The sequence below is a fragment of the Ignavibacteria bacterium genome, assembly GCA_015709655.1.
Classification (GTDB): domain Bacteria; phylum Bacteroidota; class Ignavibacteria; order Kapaibacteriales; family Kapaibacteriaceae; genus OLB6.
This window is the reverse complement of sequence record CP054181.1, coordinates 484,403-505,045: the sequence shown is the minus strand read 5'-3', so window position 1 is coordinate 505,045 and position 20,643 is coordinate 484,403. Positions and strand designations below refer to the sequence as shown.

The 20,643-nt window shown below is 47.2% G+C and carries 22 protein-coding genes; 17 read left to right on the top strand and 5 right to left on the bottom strand.

All coding sequences use genetic code 11. The features are described from left to right. The first annotated feature begins 49 nt into the window (after positions 1 to 49). From HRU79_02080 to HRU79_02065, 4 genes are all read left to right on the top strand, one after another. Positions 50 to 2,077 (top strand): exo-alpha-sialidase, encoded by a 2,028-nt coding sequence (locus tag HRU79_02080; GenBank protein ID QOJ25499.1) that lies wholly within the window; start codon positions 50 to 52, stop codon positions 2,075 to 2,077. A 132-nt stretch (positions 2,078 to 2,209) separates the two neighbouring features. Further along, positions 2,210 to 3,208 carry a c-type cytochrome gene (locus HRU79_02075; protein ID QOJ27243.1) on the top strand — a complete coding sequence of 333 codons (999 nt, stop codon included), beginning with the start codon at positions 2,210 to 2,212 and terminating at the stop codon, positions 3,206 to 3,208. 73 nt (positions 3,209 to 3,281) lie between these two features. After that, positions 3,282 to 4,547, top strand: coding sequence for a cystathionine gamma-synthase family protein (locus HRU79_02070; GenBank protein ID QOJ25498.1), 1,266 nt, complete (start codon positions 3,282 to 3,284; stop codon positions 4,545 to 4,547). A gap of 133 nt (positions 4,548 to 4,680) precedes the next feature. After that, positions 4,681 to 5,253, top strand: a complete 573-nt coding sequence (locus HRU79_02065) for a thioredoxin family protein (GenBank protein QOJ25497.1) — start codon at positions 4,681 to 4,683, stop codon at positions 5,251 to 5,253. 72 nt (positions 5,254 to 5,325) lie between these two features. Here HRU79_02065 and HRU79_02060 read toward each other — a convergent pair whose 3' ends face one another. Continuing rightward, complete coding sequence (locus tag HRU79_02060; protein ID QOJ25496.1) at positions 5,326 to 5,676, bottom strand: DUF488 domain-containing protein; 351 nt, start codon at positions 5,674 to 5,676, stop codon at positions 5,326 to 5,328. A gap of 260 nt (positions 5,677 to 5,936) precedes the next feature. Here HRU79_02060 and HRU79_02055 point away from each other — a divergent pair, with 260 nt between their 5' ends. Further along, entirely contained in the window at positions 5,937 to 6,530 is a 594-nt protein-coding gene (locus tag HRU79_02055; GenBank protein ID QOJ25495.1) for a DUF4919 domain-containing protein, read from the top strand. 46 nt (positions 6,531 to 6,576) lie between these two features. Here HRU79_02055 and HRU79_02050 read toward each other — a convergent pair whose 3' ends face one another. Both HRU79_02050 and HRU79_02045 read right to left on the bottom strand, forming a co-directional pair. Beyond that, a complete protein-coding gene (locus tag HRU79_02050) occupies positions 6,577 to 7,923 on the bottom strand; it encodes an alginate export family protein (protein QOJ25494.1) in 1,347 nt (448 codons plus the stop codon). A 153-nt stretch (positions 7,924 to 8,076) separates the two neighbouring features. After that, a complete protein-coding gene (locus tag HRU79_02045; GenBank protein ID QOJ25493.1) occupies positions 8,077 to 10,197 on the bottom strand; it encodes a hypothetical protein in 2,121 nt (706 codons plus the stop codon). Positions 10,198 to 10,812: 615 nt separating this feature from the next. Here HRU79_02045 and HRU79_02040 point away from each other — a divergent pair. From HRU79_02040 to HRU79_01985, 12 genes are all read left to right on the top strand, one after another. After that, positions 10,813 to 11,145 (top strand): tRNA-binding protein, encoded by a 333-nt coding sequence (locus tag HRU79_02040; protein ID QOJ25492.1) that lies wholly within the window; start codon positions 10,813 to 10,815, stop codon positions 11,143 to 11,145. After that, a complete protein-coding gene (locus HRU79_02035) occupies positions 11,146 to 11,532 on the top strand; it encodes a lactoylglutathione lyase (GenBank protein ID QOJ25491.1) in 387 nt (128 codons plus the stop codon). A gap of 112 nt (positions 11,533 to 11,644) precedes the next feature. Next, positions 11,645 to 12,607: an iron-sulfur cluster repair di-iron protein gene (gene ric / locus HRU79_02030; protein ID QOJ25490.1), complete on the top strand. Its 963-nt coding sequence runs from the start codon at positions 11,645 to 11,647 to the stop codon at positions 12,605 to 12,607. 282 nt (positions 12,608 to 12,889) lie between these two features. Continuing rightward, positions 12,890 to 13,264, top strand: a complete 375-nt coding sequence (locus HRU79_02025) for a cupin domain-containing protein (protein QOJ25489.1) — start codon at positions 12,890 to 12,892, stop codon at positions 13,262 to 13,264. Then, positions 13,251 to 14,066, top strand: coding sequence for a DUF2249 domain-containing protein (locus HRU79_02020; GenBank protein QOJ25488.1), 816 nt, complete (start codon positions 13,251 to 13,253; stop codon positions 14,064 to 14,066). Before HRU79_02025 ends, HRU79_02020 begins: the two co-directional genes overlap by 14 nt. A gap of 3 nt (positions 14,067 to 14,069) precedes the next feature. Further along, positions 14,070 to 15,362 carry a cytochrome C oxidase subunit I gene (locus HRU79_02015; GenBank protein QOJ25487.1) on the top strand — a complete coding sequence of 431 codons (1,293 nt, stop codon included), beginning with the start codon at positions 14,070 to 14,072 and terminating at the stop codon, positions 15,360 to 15,362. Then, on the top strand, positions 15,359 to 15,682 hold the full coding sequence (locus HRU79_02010) for a metal-sulfur cluster assembly factor (protein ID QOJ25486.1): 324 nt from the start codon (positions 15,359 to 15,361) through the stop codon (positions 15,680 to 15,682). Before HRU79_02015 ends, HRU79_02010 begins: the two co-directional genes overlap by 4 nt. A gap of 4 nt (positions 15,683 to 15,686) precedes the next feature. Next, positions 15,687 to 16,118, top strand: coding sequence for an Rrf2 family transcriptional regulator (locus HRU79_02005; protein ID QOJ25485.1), 432 nt, complete (start codon positions 15,687 to 15,689; stop codon positions 16,116 to 16,118). Positions 16,119 to 16,219: 101 nt separating this feature from the next. Beyond that, a complete protein-coding gene (ric, locus tag HRU79_02000) occupies positions 16,220 to 16,945 on the top strand; it encodes an iron-sulfur cluster repair di-iron protein (protein ID QOJ25484.1) in 726 nt (241 codons plus the stop codon). A gap of 28 nt (positions 16,946 to 16,973) precedes the next feature. After that, positions 16,974 to 17,747: a methyltransferase domain-containing protein gene (locus HRU79_01995; GenBank protein ID QOJ25483.1), complete on the top strand. Its 774-nt coding sequence runs from the start codon at positions 16,974 to 16,976 to the stop codon at positions 17,745 to 17,747. 70 nt (positions 17,748 to 17,817) lie between these two features. After that, the gene (locus HRU79_01990) at positions 17,818 to 18,159 is read left to right on the top strand and encodes a carboxymuconolactone decarboxylase family protein (GenBank protein QOJ25482.1); all 342 of its coding nucleotides are present in this window, start codon (positions 17,818 to 17,820) and stop codon (positions 18,157 to 18,159) included. A 9-nt stretch (positions 18,160 to 18,168) separates the two neighbouring features. Beyond that, positions 18,169 to 18,882, top strand: a complete 714-nt coding sequence (locus HRU79_01985; protein ID QOJ25481.1) for an SDR family oxidoreductase — start codon at positions 18,169 to 18,171, stop codon at positions 18,880 to 18,882. Positions 18,883 to 18,905: 23 nt separating this feature from the next. Here the strand turns inward: HRU79_01985 and HRU79_01980 are convergent, their stop codons facing one another. Together HRU79_01980 and HRU79_01975 are read right to left on the bottom strand one after the other, a co-directional pair. Next, positions 18,906 to 19,448: a DUF488 domain-containing protein gene (locus tag HRU79_01980; protein QOJ25480.1), complete on the bottom strand. Its 543-nt coding sequence runs from the start codon at positions 19,446 to 19,448 to the stop codon at positions 18,906 to 18,908. A 6-nt stretch (positions 19,449 to 19,454) separates the two neighbouring features. Further along, positions 19,455 to 20,159: an SMUG2 DNA glycosylase family protein gene (locus HRU79_01975; GenBank protein ID QOJ25479.1), complete on the bottom strand. Its 705-nt coding sequence runs from the start codon at positions 20,157 to 20,159 to the stop codon at positions 19,455 to 19,457. Positions 20,160 to 20,643: the final 484 nt, after the last annotated feature.

The window sequence follows — 20,643 nt, the reverse complement described above, 5'->3', positions numbered from 1 at the left end:
TGTGACCTCATTCAGACTTTCCCTTGCCGTAGCACTAACTGCCTGCACCTTGGCAGTTGCACAACAGCACGCGGTTAATGTGCTAACTCTTACAAGCCCTGTTACAGATGCAATCCTGCTTGCCGACGGAACGGTGCGACTGTATACCCAGGATTTTACGGTATATGATGCCTCGGCCCCAAAACAAGCGTGGACGCGTCGTGCCGCAACCACCCACGGCGTGATTGCTAAGAAACTTGGCCGTCTGTATGTCCGAAACAACATTGTCCTGGCTTTCGGAGCCTTCATTGATTCGGCTTCGGGTACATCGGTTGTCCTTCGAAGCACTGATGACGGAGTAACGTTCACAGGCGTGAAATTTGTTAACGACTCGCTGGGAACTACAGACGGATGTAATGTTGCTTCGGATGGTACACTGACTTTTGTAGATAGGGCAGGCCGCTTGTTTAAAAGCTCGGACGCAGGCAGTAGCTGGAGTAAGATTCAGTTGCCAACAGTTATTCCAAGCGTTGGACTGAAGGAAGCCACAATGCTGGATGCCAATGTTGGAGTTGCTGTAGATGCTCAGCGAAAAGTGTACTACACCACCAACGGATGGCAGTCATGCGTATCACCTGTTGCTGCCAATAAACCAATTACGCGCAGCCAGCCGTCACTGCAACAACTGTTTTTCTGGGACAGTGAATTCTACGTCCTGAATAATATCCTTGTGTTCAGAGAATTCCGCGATGTATATCGCACTACATCGTCAAGCTTGATTTGGGAGCGATGGGACAGCATTGCCTGCTTTGCGGTCTCTGCTGACCAGCGGTTTATGGCATACACGTTTGTGGACGGGAGGCTTATCCTGGAAGACGTGCAGACCGGTGAGAAAACAGTTCTGGATACCGTTAGTCTGCAGCCTCAGTTTATCCGGATCAGTGGCAAATCACTCATCACCTATCGGGCTGATACGGGCCCAATTGTGTATAACGGTGGAACCAAGACGATGATTCGGCCTGTTGACTCTGAAGCAACCACCACAAAGCCAACCCTGATAACAGCATCAGGCGAATTTGGCATTTTGGCCAGTTCTACCGACGCTGTGATGGTTGATATTGTTAGGAAAGGTAAAGGGCATTCCTGGTTGTATGATACAACACTGAATGTTGGTATTGCACGAAGTATCCGCACAAAAGGGGATAACGTCCTGCTGATTGATAATGAATACACAACACTTAAATACGACTCAAAAAAGCGTACGGTGGAGATGTATAATCTTGAAGCCCCTTTAGAACAGCTCCGGCAAGCACCTCTGCGTAAACTTCGTATTACACTTACAACGATTGCTTCTACAGGAATTCGTAAAAAATGGTGCGAGTACAAATTGTCTGCTAATCACCTGGCGTGCACCGAGGTTGTGGATAGCAGCTCTGATGGGATAAGCTCACATCTGTTTCGTAACACAATCCCGCAGGATACGGTGACGGCAATCCTGAATGCGATTAATGCGGTGGGAAGCCAGCTACCGGCAATAGCAGACTTCGTTCCCGGTGACTCCTTGCGGAGCTCGTATGCAGTCATGTTAGATACTATTTTTCGATATGATAACTACTTTAACGTTCATCAGGCCTATATGACTCCTCCGCTTCCGGAAGTTCAGGCAAAAGCTTGCAGTACAGAATTTATGGCGCGTCTTGACGAAATATCGCAACTTACTCCGCAGATGATTATGCGCGGCGTGCGGCAATACCGCAGAGTATCGCACTACCCCCGCTATGTGTATTCTGTCAGCTTCGAAAATACGAGTGGTCGCACGGCGGTGTTCGAAACAGATGCAATCGAAGAGTCCCATGCACCGCTGATGCTCCCATGGACCGGAACATCGGATGCAAATCGGTGGATGAGCTACTGTAGTCGTCTGCCACAGCTTGTTGCCAGTTATATGCCTGTGTGGATATTGCCGGGAGTCTATACCGAAATGTTGCGTCCTGAGTGGCTGTACCTGGCTGTGGCTGCGTATCAAGACGGACTGGTGAGGGGGCGATGGCATTCGTGGGCTGGCGGTGTGGTATCGCCGATGACATTAAAAAAATAGGCATACGCGGCTACAAATAACGTCTGCTTTCCGTTTGAATTCACTACATTGTATTGTCAGATCATACCCAAACACTATCATTAGGACTGTATTATGTTCAGATACCTCCTTCCATGCGCATTTGTACTCTTGATGGGCTGTTCATCAAATGAAGAATCAAATGATGCTGCCGCATTACCAGGAACGTTAACGATAACAGAAGAGCAGGAGCTGGCTGCTGATGCTTCGGATATGTTCGGTGTACTTCCGGCTACGATGCCGGGTGCCGAACATGACACCCCTGATTTAATTGCACTTGGCGAAGCTCTGTATCACGATGTGAGGCTGTCAATAAATAACACGCAGTCGTGCAATACGTGCCACGATGTGACCAATGGTCGTTCCGGTGTTGACGGTGAACCAACTTCGAAAGGGGCGAAGGGTGAGCGTGGTAACCGGAATTCACCTACGTCCCTGAATGCCGGGTTCCAGTTCCTGCAGTTCTGGGATGGCAGGGCAGCTGATCTTGCAGAACAGGCGAAGGGCCCTATCCTGAATCCTGTCGAAATGGCAATGCCCAGCGAGAAGGCTGTGGAAGATCGCTTATCGGGAATTCCCGAGTATGTAGAAATGTTTAAGAAAGCATTCCCTAATACCCGCCGAAACATAACATATCAGAACGTTGCAAGTGCGATTGCCGCTTTTGAGCGTACCCTGGTGTCCCCATCACCGTTTGATGAATACGTAAAGGGTAACAGTGAGGCACTGACAGCAAAACAAAAACTTGGACTGCAAACGTTCATTGCCACAGGATGTGCATCGTGCCATAATGGCCCTACATTCGGTGGCAATACATTTCAAAAACTGGGTATGCTGCATCCGTTTGCGTCAAAGGATGCCGGACGATACGAGGTAACCAAGGATCCGGCTGACAGCATGATGTTTAAAGTCCCGATTCTTCGAAACATTGCACTTACAGCCCCTTACTTCCATAACGGATCGGTACCAACTCTTCATGAGGCAGTTAAACTCATGGCATGGCACCAGCTGGATAAAAAACTTGATGAAAATGAAATAGATGTAATAGTGACGTTTTTAGAAGGGTTGTCTGACCCAAAGCGAACTGCACCACCCGCACCTGCAGTACAATAGAGCGCATTTCAGGTTGGTGTGCAGTTATTGCTGGTCGTACTTTTATTTGAAACAATGATTAAAAGGAATTGTGATGGATAGTGAGTTTGCTAAGGGGCTGCGGCCCGAGAGTCTGATGATGTCATACGGCTATAAACCGGAACTCTCCGAGGGGGCTGTTAAGTGTCCGATATTTCAGACGTCGACGTTTGTTTTTAAAAGTGCCGAGGAGGGGAAGGCGTTTTTCGAGATTGCCTACGGACTCCGAACCTCCCGCGAGAACGAAGAGTTGGGGTTGATTTACAGTCGTATTAATAATCCGAATCTCGAAATTCTTGAAAAGCGTCTGACCTTATGGGATGGTGCAGACGATTGTGCCGTGTTCGAGAGCGGGATGTCTGCAATTACCACCGTTCTGCTTGAGTTTCTAAATCCGGGCGACGTGCTGTTAACAAGCAGTCCGGTTTATGGCGGTACGGATCACTTTATGAAAAAAATCCTGCCACGATTTGGTGTAGGCGTTCTTGAATTTACTCCCGGACAGAGTAAGGATGAGATTATTTCGATGGTTGAGCAGTCGGGAATGTCGAGAAACCTCTCCCTGGTGTATGTCGAGTCACCTGCAAATCCAACAAATCATCTGGTTGACATAGCAGTGTGCAAGGAAGTTGCCGAATACTTTTCCGGGATTACTGCAAAAGAAATTTATCTTGCTGTTGATAACACGTATATGGGGCCCTTGTGGCAGCATCCGTTAAAACATGGTGCCGACCTTGTGCTCTATTCTGCAACCAAGTATATCGGCGGTCACAGCGATCTTATTGCAGGAGCCTGTTTGGGCTCGGCAGCCCTGATACAGCGGGTTAAAACACTGCGGACGTTCCTTGGGAATATGGCAAGTCCCAATACAGGGTGGTTACTCCTGCGTAGTCTTGAAACGCTTAAAGCCAGAATGGATATTCAGGCTTCAAATGCAGACAAGGTTGCAGAATTTCTTACTCGCCACCCAAAGGTAGAGAAGGTGTACTACCCCGGTAACCTTACTCCAGATGATGGCGAACAATTCGTGATAAAGCAAAAGCAGTGTCTAACCAATGGTGGAATGATATCGTTTGATGTTGGCGGTACCGAGTTGGATGCATTTAAAGTACTTAACTCACTGAAGCTGATTAAACTGGCGGTTAGTTTAGGAAGTACCGAAAGTTTGGCAGAGCACCCGGCAACCATGACCCATGTGGATGTTGATGAATCTCTTCGCAATAGGTTGTCGATTACAGAAAAAATGATTAGGCTTTCGATTGGTGTGGAGAATTACGCTGACATCATTTCAGATCTTGATCAGGCCCTGAAGCCTATCTAAGTAGCCTGGTATCAGTGGTGTATCTTGAATGCATTTGAAAATTCGCCAGACTGGCCTGGTTTGTTCATACGGTTGCTCCGGCGGTTGTATGTTTGTGCTATAACCATTTTTTCGTCTTAATGATTGAGTGACAATGACGTTTGAAGAATATTCGCGATACTTTGAAAGTTTATTAAACGGAAACATTGCCGATGCTCCTGAACCCTATAACAATCCGGAGTATAGGGAGTTTACCAAGCTTAACTGGTCGCGTACAAATCGGTGGATTAAGTCAGGCGTACTTTCTGACGCTATTAAAACGGCTGCTGCAGGCATAACTAAGCCACAGAGCTGGTCCCTTATTACTGAGCCGTGGTGTGGTGACGCCGGACAGATCGCCCCGTTCATTGAGCTGATCAGCAGACTGAATCCGCTGATCAGCTTATCATACGAGCTGCGCGATAGCGAGCCATTTTCAATTAATAACTACCTGACGAATGGAGCCAAGGCCATACCGATCCTGGTGATACGTGATGCCAATGGTACGGATCTGGCAGTGTGGGGGCCAAGGCCTGCTGCCGGCCAGAATTACCGCACGAGCCTGGTGGAACAGAATCTCAGCTCAGATGCAATTAAGGAAGAGCTTCAAAACTGGTACAACCAGGACAAAGGAGCTGCGATCCAGCAAGATTTGGCTGAGGTTCTAAATAGGATTAATCAGCATTAGCCAGTTGTACGCTGGTGGGTAGTCGGACTATGTTTCTGAATTCTGCATGGTAGAACTCGGAAACAGTAATGTTCAATCCGGCTGGTACTCACGAAGAACTTTTTGCAGCACTACTGCCTGGTTATGCACCTCATCCTTGGCGCTATACACAAGGGTAAGTGTTTGTTTGCGACTAACGTCCTTAAGGTGCTGCAGAAGGTCTCCTTTCTGCATGAGTTCTTTACGATAGCGCTTTTCAAACTCATGAAATCTTTCAGGGACGTGACCGAACCATTTGCGGAGCTCTGTGGAAGGGGCTACGTCCTTGAGCCACTCATCAACAGCAGCATCTTCCTTACTGATTCCTCGTGGCCATACTCGGTCCACAAGTACACGGTATCCATCCAACCTTTCCGGCTTTTCGTAAACACGTTTAATTCTCATAACAGTGCTCCTGAATATGACGTAATTTCTGGTAGCAGTTGTTGCACTGTTCCGCTACAAAACTACGGCGTGAATGAGTAGCTTGTACCGCTTGCCGGATCTGCTATGCAGTAAACAACCGTGTGCCCGAGCAGTGATTTGCGAATGTTTGTGTATATTGGCTTGTGGTAAACAGATGAACCGTGGATTCCTGATACTGTATGAGTGGTTGCCATACGTTTAGCAAGGTACTATAGTATTTTTTCAAGTCCTGGGTGATCATGGCAGTTGAAATACCCGGTTTCGGTGACAAATACTCGAACTACGTACGACTCCTTGAAATGGAGAATGCTGATATCGATTATCAGGACTTCCGATTCAGTTTTGTTGAGAGTGATCAGTACGTTGTGGCATGTACGCATTCCGAAGAGAGAGATGGGCTAAGCAATGAGTTGCTTTTTTACCGGCATGCACGGAAGTTTGATGAGATAGTGCGCTGTGCTAACGCACTGCTCACAATTGACTATACTGATATTCTTGCTCATAGCATCTTGAGTGATGCGTATAAGGCTGTTGGAGAAGGTAAAAACGCCACCAAGCATAGTCGAATACGAACCGGCCTTGTGCAGTCGATCATCGATAGTGGTGATGGGATAACGAGTATTTCCGCATTCAAGGTTATCAAACTGTGGGAAGAGTTTTTTGTCCTTGAGTTACTTGGGGCACGGTTGGTACAACACCATACTGAACCCTTACAAGACGTGTGCGATATTGTAGAAGTAGAGATTAGGGGCAGCCGCTCTACAGTCTATTTTGACATCAGCAGGATCCTTGCCGGATACGAGAAGCTTCGGTCCGCAACCAACACTGCCTGACAATAAACAGTCGGCTACAAGTCGGATTAATAGGTTTCGTAGGATGTTAGTCTGTCACGTTCAGGATTGTTGGATTTATCAGTACGCCAAACCAGACCCAGGGCTGTGTGTCGGATGCCCCTGTAACATTCTTTAAGTACTGGATTGTTGGTGTTGTAAAATACATGGAATACCCACCGGTGATCCTTGTAAATCGGTTTACTTTGTATGTTATATCGAAGTCGGCCTCCTGACCCAGATCAGCTGATAATCTGTCTGCATTGCTCACAATGATTCCAGTTGTATTAAACTGATGCAGTCCCGCCGAGATTGTCAGCACCTCGGAAGGAGTGCAGACAGCCCTAAAGTATATGTCGGCAAGCCCGGCTCCCTGATGCGGGCTTCCGGCATAAAAGTAATCCATGGAACCGTAAAATTTGTGTCCTGTTCCCAGATATGGCGTGAAGGCAAAGTTGCTTACCATGACGGGTGCTGTGCCTACGTCATTTCCGCTCAGCACATCAACACCTGCACCAATGCTCCAGGTTTTGTCCAGCGCCAGCGTTGTCCGGGCTGCTATCAAATATGCCTTCGTGCTTAAGCCCCTTTCGTTATCGCCAAGCTGATAGTATCCCGAAAGGTAACTGTCCCAGGTGGAATCTTTGTATGAGTAATTCAGTCCTACTGTTGAGTTTATGTACGTTGGCTCAGTAACGGATTCTCCGGATGCATTCTGAAAGCCCAGATTGGCAACAAGAGCACTCATTGTGTGTCTGGTGTTTGGCTTGTACTGTGCCCACAGAGTGGCCATGGATTTATACGGTGCTGCTCCTGCAGGAGTGAACAGTGAGCCAGAAGGATTATTCAAGTTGCCGGAATACAGGGTATTGTAATTTTGATTATATGCTGCGAAGGCTTTTGCCTGAAACTTTGTTCCCTGATATGACAGAGAGATTGCATCATGTGATCTGCCGCCTTGAGGCCAGTCAGAACTGCCATAGAAGCGTTCGTCGTCCAGAACAATTTGTTGTCTGCCGATTCGCAGTTCCCACAAAGAGCCAAGATTCAGCTCGGCCCATGCTTCGAAAAACGAAACAGAGTTTCCTCCTCCGGCACCCTGTGTCAGCGGATCCTGTCCCCACAGTGTCACGTTTTGTGGCGATAGTTGCAAAGTAAGCAGGTCTTTGTAATGGTATGTCAGTACCAGCCGGCTGCGCTGGGTGATCAGAGCTGCAGGTGATTCACCTTCAGCAAGTGGACGAAACGCTCCATCCCGGTATTCCGCTCGCGGACGCAGCTGAACCTGGGCACGGAAGCGATTTTCGGGTACGACGTCTTCCGATACAGCCATGGTGCCGGTACTGATGAGAGCCATAATGGTAATAAGCAGTCGAGCAAACAGGCGGATCTTCACGGTAACCTTTCATATATGGTATAGAATGGCATTAGCAAAGTCCGGACCGGTCAGGTTCTCCAGGGTTGACATGTGATGTCTTCGCGGACATTGTTTATACCAGTGTTGCTGCTGATACAACAAAAATACTCCACGATAGTGTTGTACCTGTTGTTAACGATTTCTAATGTTATATAGCACCTTGTGTTTAACCATGCCCTTACCATTGTCGAGGACAACAAACAGAACAGCATCTGTAATATGACTGGGCAGAGATAGATTTTGCGTTGCCTCAAGCCCCCTGATCATACCCGTGTAGAGAACTGTTCCTTGTAATCCGTAAACAGTAAGGGTAACAGGTTCATCAACATTAAAACTCTGCTCTGGAGCTTCACCAACCGTGGTTGGCGTAGGATCGAACCAGTACAACCCTTTCGATGTACCGATAACATAAGTGTTACCCGCAATGATCAGGTGTTTTGCTGCTGCCGGATTATCTGCGCTGTACGGAGCAGTTGCGTACACTGTATCTACTGTTTTCTTTGAAATTTGCAGTCGAAGAATGGTTCCCGGATATTGTGCAGAAATTGCATGCAGCATATCAGAGTTCCTTGAATCTGTAGCGACAACGGTGAAATTATGTGCCCCCTGAAATGGTGTCCAACTTGCTCCCAGGTTGGTGGTTATGTAGAGCTGTTGAGCGGCGATCGCATAAAAGGTTGCTTCTGACTTCACGTCGGCTATCAAACATGTTAATCGCCCTGGCAGACTTTCCGTTGCTGCCCATGTTGCGCCCCCATCAGTTGATGCATAGAGCTCAGTTTCTTCATCATCTTCCTCTGCTACCAACAGATTACGAGGATTAACCGAACTCCGTGAAAGTAATTCCAGACCATGCATTCCCGAAACAGAAGCTGACTTCCACGTCACGCCTCCATCGGTAGTACGGCGTACTCCGTACAGACCTGCAGTAACTGCTTCGTTAGGCTGCACTGGGTGAACCGATATCGAATAAACCGGCTCATTGTAACCTGATCCCAGCCATGTTCTGCCACCGTCGGTTGACCGATAAATATCCGAATTTGTCCCACCATACATACGAGTAGAATCGGAAGGGGCGATGGCAAATGCATATACTCTTCCTCCGGATGGCTGGTCATATTTAACCGGTGTGAGAACCTCCCAGGTTTCTCCTTTATTGTTTGTTTTATAAACATCATTGGTAGTATGTAAAAACCAGGTATTATCGGTATATCGAATCAGATTTTTTACGTCATGCCGATTGATGCCCCGGTCCAGCTTCGTCCATGTGTTGTTTGCGCCACTTTTATAGATGCCCGATTCGTAGTTCCCGGTATACAGAGTTCCATTGACCAACTGGACGGATTGTCGGTAGGTGTGTGTTGTGTCGAAACTGTTCCAGGACATCCCCTGGTCACTACTGCGTAGAATATTGGTGCCCCAAGCGTAGATTACTGATGGGTTCGATGCTTCCTGAGAAAACCCATCGACTGATAGAACATTTCGGCCCGAACGGTCTGACCAGGTGCGGCCATCATCGGTAGACAAGGCCAGCGTACCCTGAAACACCCCATACATCCTGTGGTCTGCCACAGCGTCGGTTGTGAAGGTGAACAGCGTTAGGTTCGTTCTTGGTGGTGTATGCGTAAACTGTTTCCATGTTGCGCCGGTATCCAGGCTTTCGAATAGCTTATTGTTTGACAGGAGGAAAACGACTCCCTTCCGTGTGGGTGAAAAAGCAAGGTTTCCGAGTCGGTATGATGCGTCTGAAAATACCTTTTGCCACGTTTCACCCGAATTGGTACTTCGCCAAAGATCTTGTATGTCTTGAGCAAACAACACTCCCGGGGTGTTGGGGTGCTGAGTAAATGACTTTAGATACGATGCCGGTAATTTACACCGGGTACTCCAGCTTTGCCCAAAGTTTGTTGTTTCAACGATGTTTTTATCAGAAATTGCAAGGACAGTCTGCTTTGTTCCTTTATCAATTTTTAAATACCGGAGTGCTGACCACATGCTGCTGTTCTCGGGGAATTGTTGCCAGGAGGTTCCTCCATTTGTTGTATAATGTGGCATTTTGTCAGCAGAATTAGCGGCAACCATTATGGTGGGGTCGGTTGTGCTAACCGTTATGGTATTCCACGTGGCTCCACTCGGTTCGGGAAAACGAACCCACTGTTGTGCCTGTAGGTGTCCGACAACGAATACCAGAAGAAGAACAGTAAATATCGGCTGTATCATCATTGCTCGCATTGGTGTGTTTGGTGACTTCATTTATCAAAACTATGGACGATAATTCCCGGTGAAAATGACATTTGTCACACAGAACATACAACGTCCTGTTGAAATTTTGAGTTGTCCAAAATCGTACCACGACAGCCAACAACTGATAGCCCACAGGCGCCCCCGGTTTTGTTGAACAAACGCTTTCCTGACGCAGTGATACCAGCTGTTTAGCGGTTCAAATACTCCATGCCATCAGTATTGATATGATTGGCGTATGCATCGAACATCTTTGAGAACACCGAAACGAATGTGGGGTACGCAGCCGAGCTGGAGGTAGGAACCGGGTGCCCGTGTGTGAATGTATTCTTTGTTCGTTCCTGTCCTACGGAACAACTACCCACATTAAACATACTGAGCACATTATTGCCGGTCCGTTGGATTTGTATCAGTTTTTCGTACAGAAAGTGTAAACCTCACGTACACGACAGCCCCTTTCCCAATACTCCGACCTGCCCCTTTCAGTTAATATCCCTAACGACGTTAAAGCATCACGTACAGAACGAAGGACAGGTGCCGGTGTGCTGACAGAGGAATGATTTAGGGGTAAGAGGCTAAAACACACGGATTTTTCTTATTTATGCATCACATTCGGATTACAAAAAAATGAAGACAATTCAGTCGGACAGTTTCAACACAATCGAGATACGTGTTGGCACGATAATACAGGCGGAGCTTTTCGCGGAAGCCCGAAAACCGGCATATAAACTGAAAATTGACTTCGGAGAGCTTGGGTACCGTAACTCGTCGGCACAAATCACAAAGCGTTACAAGCCCCATGAACTGATTGGGAAACAAATTGTTGCAGTCGTTAATCTTCCTCCGAAACAGATTGCCGGTTTCACGAGCGAATGCCTGGTACTTGGCGCGGTTTATAATGATGATGTAATTCTGCTCACCACCGATACTCTTGTTGCAAACGGTTTACGGATTCAATAAATGCTAACCTCAAATGAAATCTGGATTATCCTGTATGTTGAACATCAGCAGGTAAGCTGTGACTTTTATACCGAACTGCTTGGTAAGGAACCGGAGCTTCATGTCCCGGGGATGACTGAATTTGCTCTATCGCCGCAGTGTAAGCTGGGGCTAATGCCGAATAACGGAATTCAAAGGATCATTCAGGATGCAATGCCGCATCCTGGGACCGGTACCGGTATTCCACGCTGCGAACTGTATCTGCGGGTAGGGAATGCTGATCACATGTACGCACATGCCATTTTCTGCGGAGCCAAGGCTGTTAGTAAGGCCGAGTTACGGAACTGGGGTGATGTTGTTGCCTATGTAGCTGATCCTGATGGACATATCCTGGCTTTTGCACAATAGGTTTGCGCGTGAATGTCATTTGCATGCAACAAAAAAGTAATTAATTACTTTTTTGTTGAATTGTTCGTAGCTTTGTGCTTGATTCCTATTAGCCACTATTAACCGCACATTTATGGAAACAACTGCCGAAAACGTTCTGAACGTCACGCTTCTTGAGCCCCGAATGAAGCACCCAACGATTTTTGCTCGGTTTGATGAGCTGAACAAAGGTGAGCATCTGATCATCCTTAACGACCATGATCCAAGGCCCCTTTATTATCAACTGCTGAGTGAACGGGGGAATATTTTTACCTGGGAGTACTTGGAAGCAGGCCCCGAGTGGTGGAGAATTCGGATCACGATACCCAGCACAACCGAAACGAATGAAACCCTTGGTGAATTGGCAGCACAGGACATTCGTAAAGCTCAGGTATTTCGAAAGTATGGTTTGGATTTTTGCTGTGGCGGAAAGAAAACGGTGCGCCAGGCATGTGCAGAAGCCGGTGTTAATCCGGAAGTAGTAGAACAGGAATTGCGAAACACAGAATCCATCACGGGATCACGTCCGCTTCCGTATAACGAGTGGAGTCCGGACTTCCTGGCTGATTACATTGTGAACACCCATCACTCGTACGTTAGAAAGAACTATCCGGATATCAGGATGTATGCAGACAAGGTGATGAGAGTACACGGCGGCAGGCATCCCGAATTGGTTGAGGTTCACCTGCTGGTAGAAGAAAACTACACCGAGTTAATGTCGCACGTGGAAAAGGAAGAGCAAATTCTTTTCCCGTACATTAAACACATAACAGCAGTAAAGAACGGAACAGCAACCTATCAGGCGCCGCATTTTGGTGAGGTGAAAAATCCGATTGCCATGATGGAACATGACCATGAAGCAGTGGGGAATAACCTTCACGCTATCAGGAAGTACACGAATGGTTTTACGCTCCCCGAGGATGCCTGCGCCAGCTATAGTTTGCTTTTCCGTATGCTGGAAGAAATGGAAGAGGACTTGCTCCTTCACATCCACCTGGAGAATAACCTGCTCTTCCCGCAGGCTCTCGAGATAGAAAAGTCAATTCAAAAGTCCTGATTCAAATTCTGTGTGCTGCCAGTACCATTGTATCGGCGGCACCGCTGCACGATTCCAACGCAGGGGGCTTTCGGTATCGCATGGGAAGCCCCCATGCACTGCTCATTTGAGGCTGATGATAAAATCATCAGCAATCCGCACTGAGAGTCGGTAAATTTGTTATCAGGCCGCGCACACGAGAAAAAGGAACCTGGGACTGCTTGTTTAGACTTGGTTTAGATTTACATTGCAACAGTGAGTTTATGATGTGCTATCCATGGTTCTGTTACAAGGAATATTGTGATGAATTTCAACGATGATCCCCGTGGGTTAAATCACAAGGTTGACCTTACGAAACTGGAATGGAAAACAGGAACGCTTCAGCAGCTGCAGCGTAAAGAATTGCTGAACGTTGATAATGGAACAGTAAAATTAATTAGAATATTGCCGCAGCAGACCTATCCGGAACACTTCCATCCGAACCATACAGAGTACGCCTTTGTACTTTCGGGGAAGCCGCTGATCAGAATCGGTGGGGATGAGTATTTAGCACAACCAAATGAATTTTACATCTTCCCGGCATCAACAAAGCACTCAATCCAAAATCATGCTGACGATGAATGTGTGATTATTCTGGGCAGTATCACCAACAAGCAGCAATCGTATGATCACTATTAATGCCGATACAAAGATTTCTACGCTGATCAAACATCATCCGCAGGCGATGGAGGCAATAATCAGCATCTCGCCTAAGTTTAATAAACTGCGTAACCCTCTGCTGCAGCGGCTGATGGCGGCCCGTACGTCTATTAGCATGGCCAGCAAAATTGGCGGATGTAGCGTTGAAGACTTCTTTGCCAAACTAGAGCCGCTGGGCTTTATAGTAGATAGAACAACAGGTGTGGAGACGGAGTCGGTAGGAAAAGATTACCCTGTGTTCATGCAAACATTAACAAAAGATAATGTTGTTGACTTGGACGTGCGCAGTACAATTGAGTCGGGTGGTGACCCGATCACACAAATCCTTGGCGTGGTGAACACACTGCCCGATGGGAAAATCCTGAAACTCATTAATACGTTCGTACCTGAGCCTCTTATTCAGCTTCTGGGGAAGAAAGGATATCAGAGCTTCTCGGATGTTATTAGTGAGGACCTGGTATATACGTACTTTTCGAAACCGCAGGAAGCTACGGGAGCTGCCACAACCATTACGGTGGAAGCCGTTGGATCGGAAGGGTGGGACGATCTACTTAAAAAGTACGATCAGAAACTAAAAACAATCGACGTCCGCGCGTTAGAAATGCCACTTCCAATGCTTACGATACTCGACGAGCTTGAACACCTGGCAGAAGGAATGGCACTGTTCGTATATCATAAACGAATACCCGTTTTCCTGCTGCCTGAGCTAAAGGAAAGGGGCTTTGAATATCGTGCAAATGAAATTCGTGACGATGAGGTCCATCTGTTAATTTATAAATAGGAAATGATTAGTCCTGCTCTTAACACACCGGCAATCAAGACAACGTCGTACAAGGTAGTTCTACCGTTCTACTGGTATGGTGCTTTATCCTTCCTGGCTGGTACGGTGCTTCTCTTTTTTTCGACGGGTTCATTTGGCGGTCACTACTTTGAACCCAATATCCTTGCCATTACCCACACGATGGCTTTGGGCTGGGCCACCATGCTGATTATCGGGGCCAGCCATCAGCTGGTGCCTGTTCTGATTGAAGGGAAGCTGTATTCCGATCGGTTGGCGTATGCATCGTTTGTTCTAGCTGCTGTTGGCATTCCATTACTAGTGTACGGGTTTTATACGTTTAATATGATGGACCCTGCCAAATGGGGGGGGCGTCTTGTTGTGTTTTCCATCATTGCATACCTGATTAACATAGTTGCCAGCATGAAGCAGAGCAAGAGCGAGAATGTTCATGCTGTGTTCGTGGTAACAGCTACTGCCTGGCTGCTGATGACGGTATTGTACGGGTTGGCTCTGGTCTATAATTTTAGTTTTAACCTGCTTCCCTATGATTCACTTCACTATTTGTCGCTCCATGCTCACTCAGGTATCGTTGGCTGGTTCTTACTTCTGGTTTTAGGCGTAGGCTCACGGCTTATCCCGATGTTCCTGATTTCAAAGTACTCAAATCCAAACCTGCTGTGGATTGTGTATTGGCTGATCAACGCTGCCTTAATCATGTACTTCTTTATCTTCTATCTTATACCGAATCGTACCGTTGACTACCTGCCTATGGTACTTATTGCAGTTGCCCTTGGCATCTTTATCTACTACTGTCAGCAGGCATATAAGCACCGGCTCCGTAAGGCTGTGGATGAACAGATGAAGATCTCGCTTCTGTCGGTTGTGATGCTCCTGTTGCCAATTATCATCATGGCTGTTCTGATAGGCGTGTTGGTTACAACACAGGCCGAGAAGAAGGAGCTTGTTCTCGCGTATGGTTTTGTGATTTTCTTTGGTTGGCTAACGGCAATTATTCTGGGAATGACGTTTAAGACGTTGCCGTTCATTGTTTGGAATAAGGTGTACCGACAACGATCTGCCTCGGGTAAGACGCCGAGTCCTAAAGACCTGTTTAGTCAGCCGGTTTTCAATATTATGGCCGTGACGTACGTTGTTGGATTTGCTCTGGTAACAGTTGGAATCGTGTACTCAGTTATTACTCTGCTGCAGATTGGCTCGGTAGTTTTGATTGCAGCGGCGGTTTTGTATAACTGGAACGTAATTAAAGTAATGAACCATAAAATGGTGACAGTATGAACACAGTAACGAATAATGAGACCTTATGCCAGACGGCGTTAGCAGGCCTGAAATTTGTTGACGACCCGGAAATTGGGCTCAACGTTGTTGACCTGGGGCTGATATATGAAGTTAATTTTGATGAGGCACAGAAAAAAGTTGTCTGTAATATGACGCTTACAACTCAGTTCTGTCCGATGGGCGAGTCGATTGTTGAAAACGTAACCCAGTCGCTTCAGGAGTCATTTCCAGAAAGCGGAATTGAAGTCAATCTCACATTTGATCCACCCTGGGGATATCACTGCATTTCTGAGGGTGGACGAGAATTTTTAAACAGGTAACGTTATGTTAAGCCTAACATGTAAGGCCTCGATAAAAGCTGTGATCTACCTTGGATCCATCCAGGATGCAGACCGCAGAGCAAGCATTAAGGAGATTGCGGAATACATTGGTGAAAACGAACATACGGTTGGAAAGCTATTGCAGAGATTGGTACACAAGAAGATAATCCACAGTGTAAAGGGACCCCATGGTGGGTTCTACATAACGGAGCAACAAGCACAGCAGCCAATTATCAGGGTAGTTGAAGCCATTGATGGCCAGGAAGTATACCATCACTGCGGATTAGGACTGAATGAGTGTAATGATAGCAGACCGTGTCCGTTTCATGAAAGTTTCAAGCCAATACGCGAGCAGTTCCAGTCCATGTGCATCTCAAAACGAATCTGCGATTTGTACGAGAACGTGAACAAGGGACTGACCTACCTGGCAGGGTAGCCGGCTCAAGCCGAATTACGAACGGAGAGTACCCCGTGTACACAACAGTCCATTATTAACAAGAAGACGTAAATAAACTTATTTATTAAAAGGAAAAGATAATGTCAATTACCAAAGAAACCCCGGTTGGAGAACTTGTAGCGCTGGATTACCGCACAGCTTCTGTATTCAAGAAAAATAGAATTGATTTTTGTTGCAACGGACATAACAGCCTTCAGGAAGCCTGTGAGAAGAAGAATCTGAGCGCAGATACTCTCATCAGTGAGCTTGAAGCCGTTATGAGCCAGAGCAAGAATACGTCGATTGACTATTCGTCGTGGCCGCTGGACTTGCTTGCCGATTACGTTGAGAAGAAACACCACCGCTATGTAGAACAAAAAAGTCAGGAGATTCTGCCATACCTTGAAAAAATCATTAGGGTCCATGGGTCGAATCATCCAGAACTCGCACATGTGGGACAGTTGTTTACAGAGTCGGTTGGCGAGCTTGCCAAGCACATGAAGAAGGAAGAAATAGTTCTGTTCCCTGCAATTCGAAAAATGGTACAGAACCCGCAGGAGGCATCGCTGAACAGCACCACACTGGAAAAGCTTAAAGCAACAATCGAAACCATGCTTTCGGAACACGATGCCGAGGGACAGCGGTTTGAAAAGATTGCCGAGTTAACGAAGGGGTATTCGGTTCCCGAAGATGGCTGTAACACCTACAGGGTGACCCTGGCCATGCTGGAAGAGTTCGAGGACGACCTGCACCTGCATATCCATCTGGAAAACAACATCCTTTTCCCTAAGTCAATCAGCCTGGCCGATAGTCTGGTTATGGCATAACGGCGGAAAGGAAGATGCGTGATTCGCAATGAGTAATAAAACAATAAATACAGAACAGGGACACTGGTTGCTTGCCAAGATGGGGAAGCGGGTACTCAGGCCGGGTGGACGTGAGTTAACGATGAAGTTGGTTCAAGGACTGAATATTGATAATGATGACAATGTAGTTGAGTTTGCACCCGGAATGGGCTACACGGCGTCGTTACTGATAGACAGGAAACCCAAATCATACACTGGTATTGAGCTCAATGAAGAGGCAGCCGCTTTATTGCAGTTAAAGATTAATTCCAATGGTTACGGTATTGTTAATACTAGCGCTGCCGATACTGGATTGCAAGACGGCTCGGCAACAAAGGTGATTGGCGAGGCAATGCTTACCATGCAGGCAGATCACCGGAAGTCGGAGATCATTCGTGAAGCATATCGCATTCTTAAGCCGGGAGGCTGTTACGGTATCCATGAGCTGGGCCTTGTTCCGGATCACATTTCGGATGATATTAAAAAAGAAGTTCAGCAAAGCCTTGCAAAGTCAATTAAGGTAAACGCCAGACCGCTGACCCGTACCGAATGGTGCACCCTGCTTGAAAATGAAGGGTTTCGGATTAAATCGGTTGAAGAAAATCCAATGCACCTACTCAAGTTTAAGCGTATGGTTGACGATGAGGGACTGCTTCGAACACTGCTGATTTCGTTAAATATCTTCCTGCACCCGGCAGATAAGGAAAAGATTTTTGAAATGCGCGATGTGTTTAACAAATACGAAGATCATCTGATTTCCTATGCTATTATTGCCCAGAAGTAGTTCCCGATTACGCCTTACCAGTATTGACTTCGACGAAAGTAAAAATAATTCATAGTATCGAGCTCGTATCATGAATAATCATCATCACATATATCCCGAGGCAACAGCCGAGAATACCCGTCAGAAAAAGGATTTAGCACCCAAACAGTTCGAAGCATGGCGTGAGTTCAGCCGGACAGTGTTTGCAGCCGGTGCTTTAGATGAAAAAACAAAACAGCTCATTGCCGTGGCTGTGGCACATGTTACCCAATGTCCGTACTGCATTCAATCGCATGTTCGCCAGGCTGCTCACAAGGGTGCTACGAACGAAGAGATTATGGAAGCCGTTTGGGTTGCTGCCGAAATGAGGTCAGGAGCAGCATGGGCACATGCCACGATTGCTGTCAGCGAAATGAATCAAATCAGTACATAACGTAATTGTATGAACGTACAGGGCAAAACAGCTGTGGTCACCGGGGCCAGCAGGGGGCTTGGGCATGCGCTGAGCGAGGCGCTTGTGAAGAAAGGCGTCCGGGTATTCGGAGTGGCGCGGAATCGGACGCTGCTGGAGAGCATACAGGCATCCCTTGGCAGCCTGTTTGTTCCGGTGCAGCTGGATATAACAAAGGCTGACTCTGTTGAATCGTGGATTCATAATTCATTTTCCGATAGCAATTGTCCGGATATTCTGATCAATAATGCCGGTATAGGTGCCTTTAAAAAAGTTGATGAAACCGATACCGAGCTATGGGCGAATATGATGAATACCAATCTGAACGGCGTTTTTTATGTTACGTCTGGCCTGGTTCGGTTGATGAAACGGAAGAACTCACCGTCACACATTGTGAATATTGGTTCCGTTCTCGGAACGGTGGGCAAGGCTGAGGCAACGGCCTACAGCGCCAGCAAGTTTGGTATCCGGGGTTTCAGCGAATCCCTCTACATGGAGTTGCGACATCACGGGATTAAGGTAACGTGCGTATGCCCGGGCTCGATTGAAACCAGTTTTTTTCAGGATAGCGGAATAAGCGCTAGTCCGTCAATGCTGCAGCCTGCCGATGTTGCCAATACGATCGTTCACATTCTTGAAACACCAGATACGATGCTGATCAACGAAATCATACTGCGCCCCCTGACTACGAAGCGTTCTAATTAAGTGTCGTGGTTTTATCGCCGAACCTAAGGAGAGGGCGTGTACACAACACGGTTGTTCTCTATCCTCGCCGGTTCAGTATAGGAGTGTTCTTCCACTGTGGAAGAACTCAGAATGTGTAACACCTGCCAACCCCGAGCGGTTAGGAAGTCGGCAATTAATGCTCTGTGGCAGCGCCACCACACTGCCTCGGAACACATAACTGCGCAAACACGACGAAGGGCGTCTTCCTGAAACTCCTGAATTGCCGTCTGAAAAACTGCTGTCTCCATATAGTCTGCGTATCCTCGAAATGAGGCGTTGCGCCATGCTGTGTTCCGTGAGTCGGGATTCGGGCGTCGGCGGCCACCTAATCCGGGATAATGCCGATACACGATGTTGCTTTCGGCAAGTGAGTTTCGGAGTACGTCAGTGTTAAAGTGGGGGTATTTCCGTGAATAGGGGAACCGTCGAACATCTGCCAAAACCTGAACCGAGTGTACCGTGAGCAATTCGGTGAACTGAGCCAGACTGCGGGTAGAGTGGCCAATGGTAAAAACGGTGCCGCAATGGTGTAAGGCTGAACTCACAATGAGTTATCGGGCAGACGTAAAGGCCTGCAAATACTTGTCAATATAAACGTCGCGCTGCCGGGACTTGTACTGCTGAATGTAGCGGGGATGATCCAGCACAATCAAACGTCCAAACAACTTGTGCTCGTTGTTAATGTCGCGAATAAAATCAGCATTCTTTTTACCGAGGACAAATGCAACCGACGTGTGTAATCCCATTGAAATGTGACTCCGCAGAGTTTCAATCATGTAGTCTTTTACGCAGTTGTACAGCTCGGCATCATCGTAGTAATTAGCGTTAAGCCATTTACCTTCTGCTGCCTTGCGGACAATAGCCAGCGGGAAAGGAGAGTTGATGTAAAACTTGGAGTAAAACTTTTTCGCTCCGCCGTACTGCTTGATCATCTCGTACACAAACACCGACGAGACCTCGTGAGTGTAAGCTGACGTCATTGGAATACCGCATACATCGGCCAGCCTCTTGGTGTCGGTAAACGGTACACCCGTAACACCAGCTCCGTGCCGGCTTGGGTTGATACCGATAATAAACCAGCGTTTTGAAGAATCGCTATAGAACTTATCGTAAAACTTTTTCATGACAACCATTGTTTCAGGATTGTCAGTAAAAGGGTTTAATACCGCAAAACCTTTGGGGAGTTTGGCTGTATATTTCAGCCCCTTATTAAATCGAACAACATTATTGCCAAACGAAGAAGAACGGGTAGCCATACGTATTTCAATACCATATCAAGTTTCCTGCAAAATTACGGTAATGGGGATGGGGATGGGGTGCGGGGGGTCAAACCCGCCCGCATGAAACATCATAAAAAATTATCATAATCATCTGAAGGGACTGAGGTCCAAATCAATTGGGACGAGAACCCGTCCAGGAGGGTGGGCTGGGGGTGTCACTTTTTCCGTCATCCCCGCACTATACCTGAAAGCAATTGCTCCGGAATTCCTATGGTAGTTTACGTAGGCTGTGCAACCCAGCCGACCAGCCGAGCTGTAGTGGTAGGTGGTGATGCACGATGGTGGTGGTGGCGGGGGTGGGGCCCAAAGGGCCGTAGTCCGTCCGCTTGGGATTTATCGCGTGGTTCGGTTGCGCAGGTGGGTTGTGTTAAACCATAATGTTGCACTGGTCCTGAAAAAGTGGACACTACGGAAAAGGCGCAATTTCCCCAAAACCTTAGGAAAGAGCAATGAAACACGC

Excerpts from the sequence above, each read along its gene's own strand:
- ric (QOJ25490.1), top strand. The coding sequence starts at position 11,645 with ATGGAAACAACTGCCGAAAACGTTCTGAACGTCACGCTTCTTGAGCCC.
- HRU79_02055 (QOJ25495.1), top strand. The coding sequence starts at position 5,937 with ATGGCAGTTGAAATACCCGGTTTCGGTGACAAATACTCGAACTACGTA.
- HRU79_02010 (QOJ25486.1), top strand. The coding sequence starts at position 15,359 with ATGAACACAGTAACGAATAATGAGACCTTATGCCAGACGGCGTTAGCA.
- HRU79_01990 (QOJ25482.1), top strand. The coding sequence starts at position 17,818 with ATGAATAATCATCATCACATATATCCCGAGGCAACAGCCGAGAATACC.
- HRU79_01985 (QOJ25481.1), top strand. The coding sequence starts at position 18,169 with ATGAACGTACAGGGCAAAACAGCTGTGGTCACCGGGGCCAGCAGGGGG.
- HRU79_01995 (QOJ25483.1), top strand. The coding sequence starts at position 16,974 with ATGAGTAATAAAACAATAAATACAGAACAGGGACACTGGTTGCTTGCC.
- HRU79_01975 (QOJ25479.1), bottom strand. The coding sequence starts at position 20,159 with ATGGCTACCCGTTCTTCTTCGTTTGGCAATAATGTTGTTCGATTTAAT.
- HRU79_02060 (QOJ25496.1), bottom strand. The coding sequence starts at position 5,676 with ATGAGAATTAAACGTGTTTACGAAAAGCCGGAAAGGTTGGATGGATAC.
- HRU79_02005 (QOJ25485.1), top strand. The coding sequence starts at position 15,687 with ATGTTAAGCCTAACATGTAAGGCCTCGATAAAAGCTGTGATCTACCTT.
- HRU79_02040 (QOJ25492.1), top strand. The coding sequence starts at position 10,813 with ATGAAGACAATTCAGTCGGACAGTTTCAACACAATCGAGATACGTGTT.
- HRU79_02065 (QOJ25497.1), top strand. The coding sequence starts at position 4,681 with ATGACGTTTGAAGAATATTCGCGATACTTTGAAAGTTTATTAAACGGA.
- HRU79_02020 (QOJ25488.1), top strand. The coding sequence starts at position 13,251 with ATGATCACTATTAATGCCGATACAAAGATTTCTACGCTGATCAAACAT.
- HRU79_02070 (QOJ25498.1), top strand. The coding sequence starts at position 3,282 with ATGGATAGTGAGTTTGCTAAGGGGCTGCGGCCCGAGAGTCTGATGATG.
- HRU79_02025 (QOJ25489.1), top strand. The coding sequence starts at position 12,890 with ATGAATTTCAACGATGATCCCCGTGGGTTAAATCACAAGGTTGACCTT.
- HRU79_02075 (QOJ27243.1), top strand. The coding sequence starts at position 2,210 with ATGGGCTGTTCATCAAATGAAGAATCAAATGATGCTGCCGCATTACCA.
- ric (QOJ25484.1), top strand. The coding sequence starts at position 16,220 with ATGTCAATTACCAAAGAAACCCCGGTTGGAGAACTTGTAGCGCTGGAT.
- HRU79_02015 (QOJ25487.1), top strand. The coding sequence starts at position 14,070 with ATGATTAGTCCTGCTCTTAACACACCGGCAATCAAGACAACGTCGTAC.
- HRU79_02045 (QOJ25493.1), bottom strand. The coding sequence starts at position 10,197 with ATGAAGTCACCAAACACACCAATGCGAGCAATGATGATACAGCCGATA.
- HRU79_02035 (QOJ25491.1), top strand. The coding sequence starts at position 11,146 with ATGCTAACCTCAAATGAAATCTGGATTATCCTGTATGTTGAACATCAG.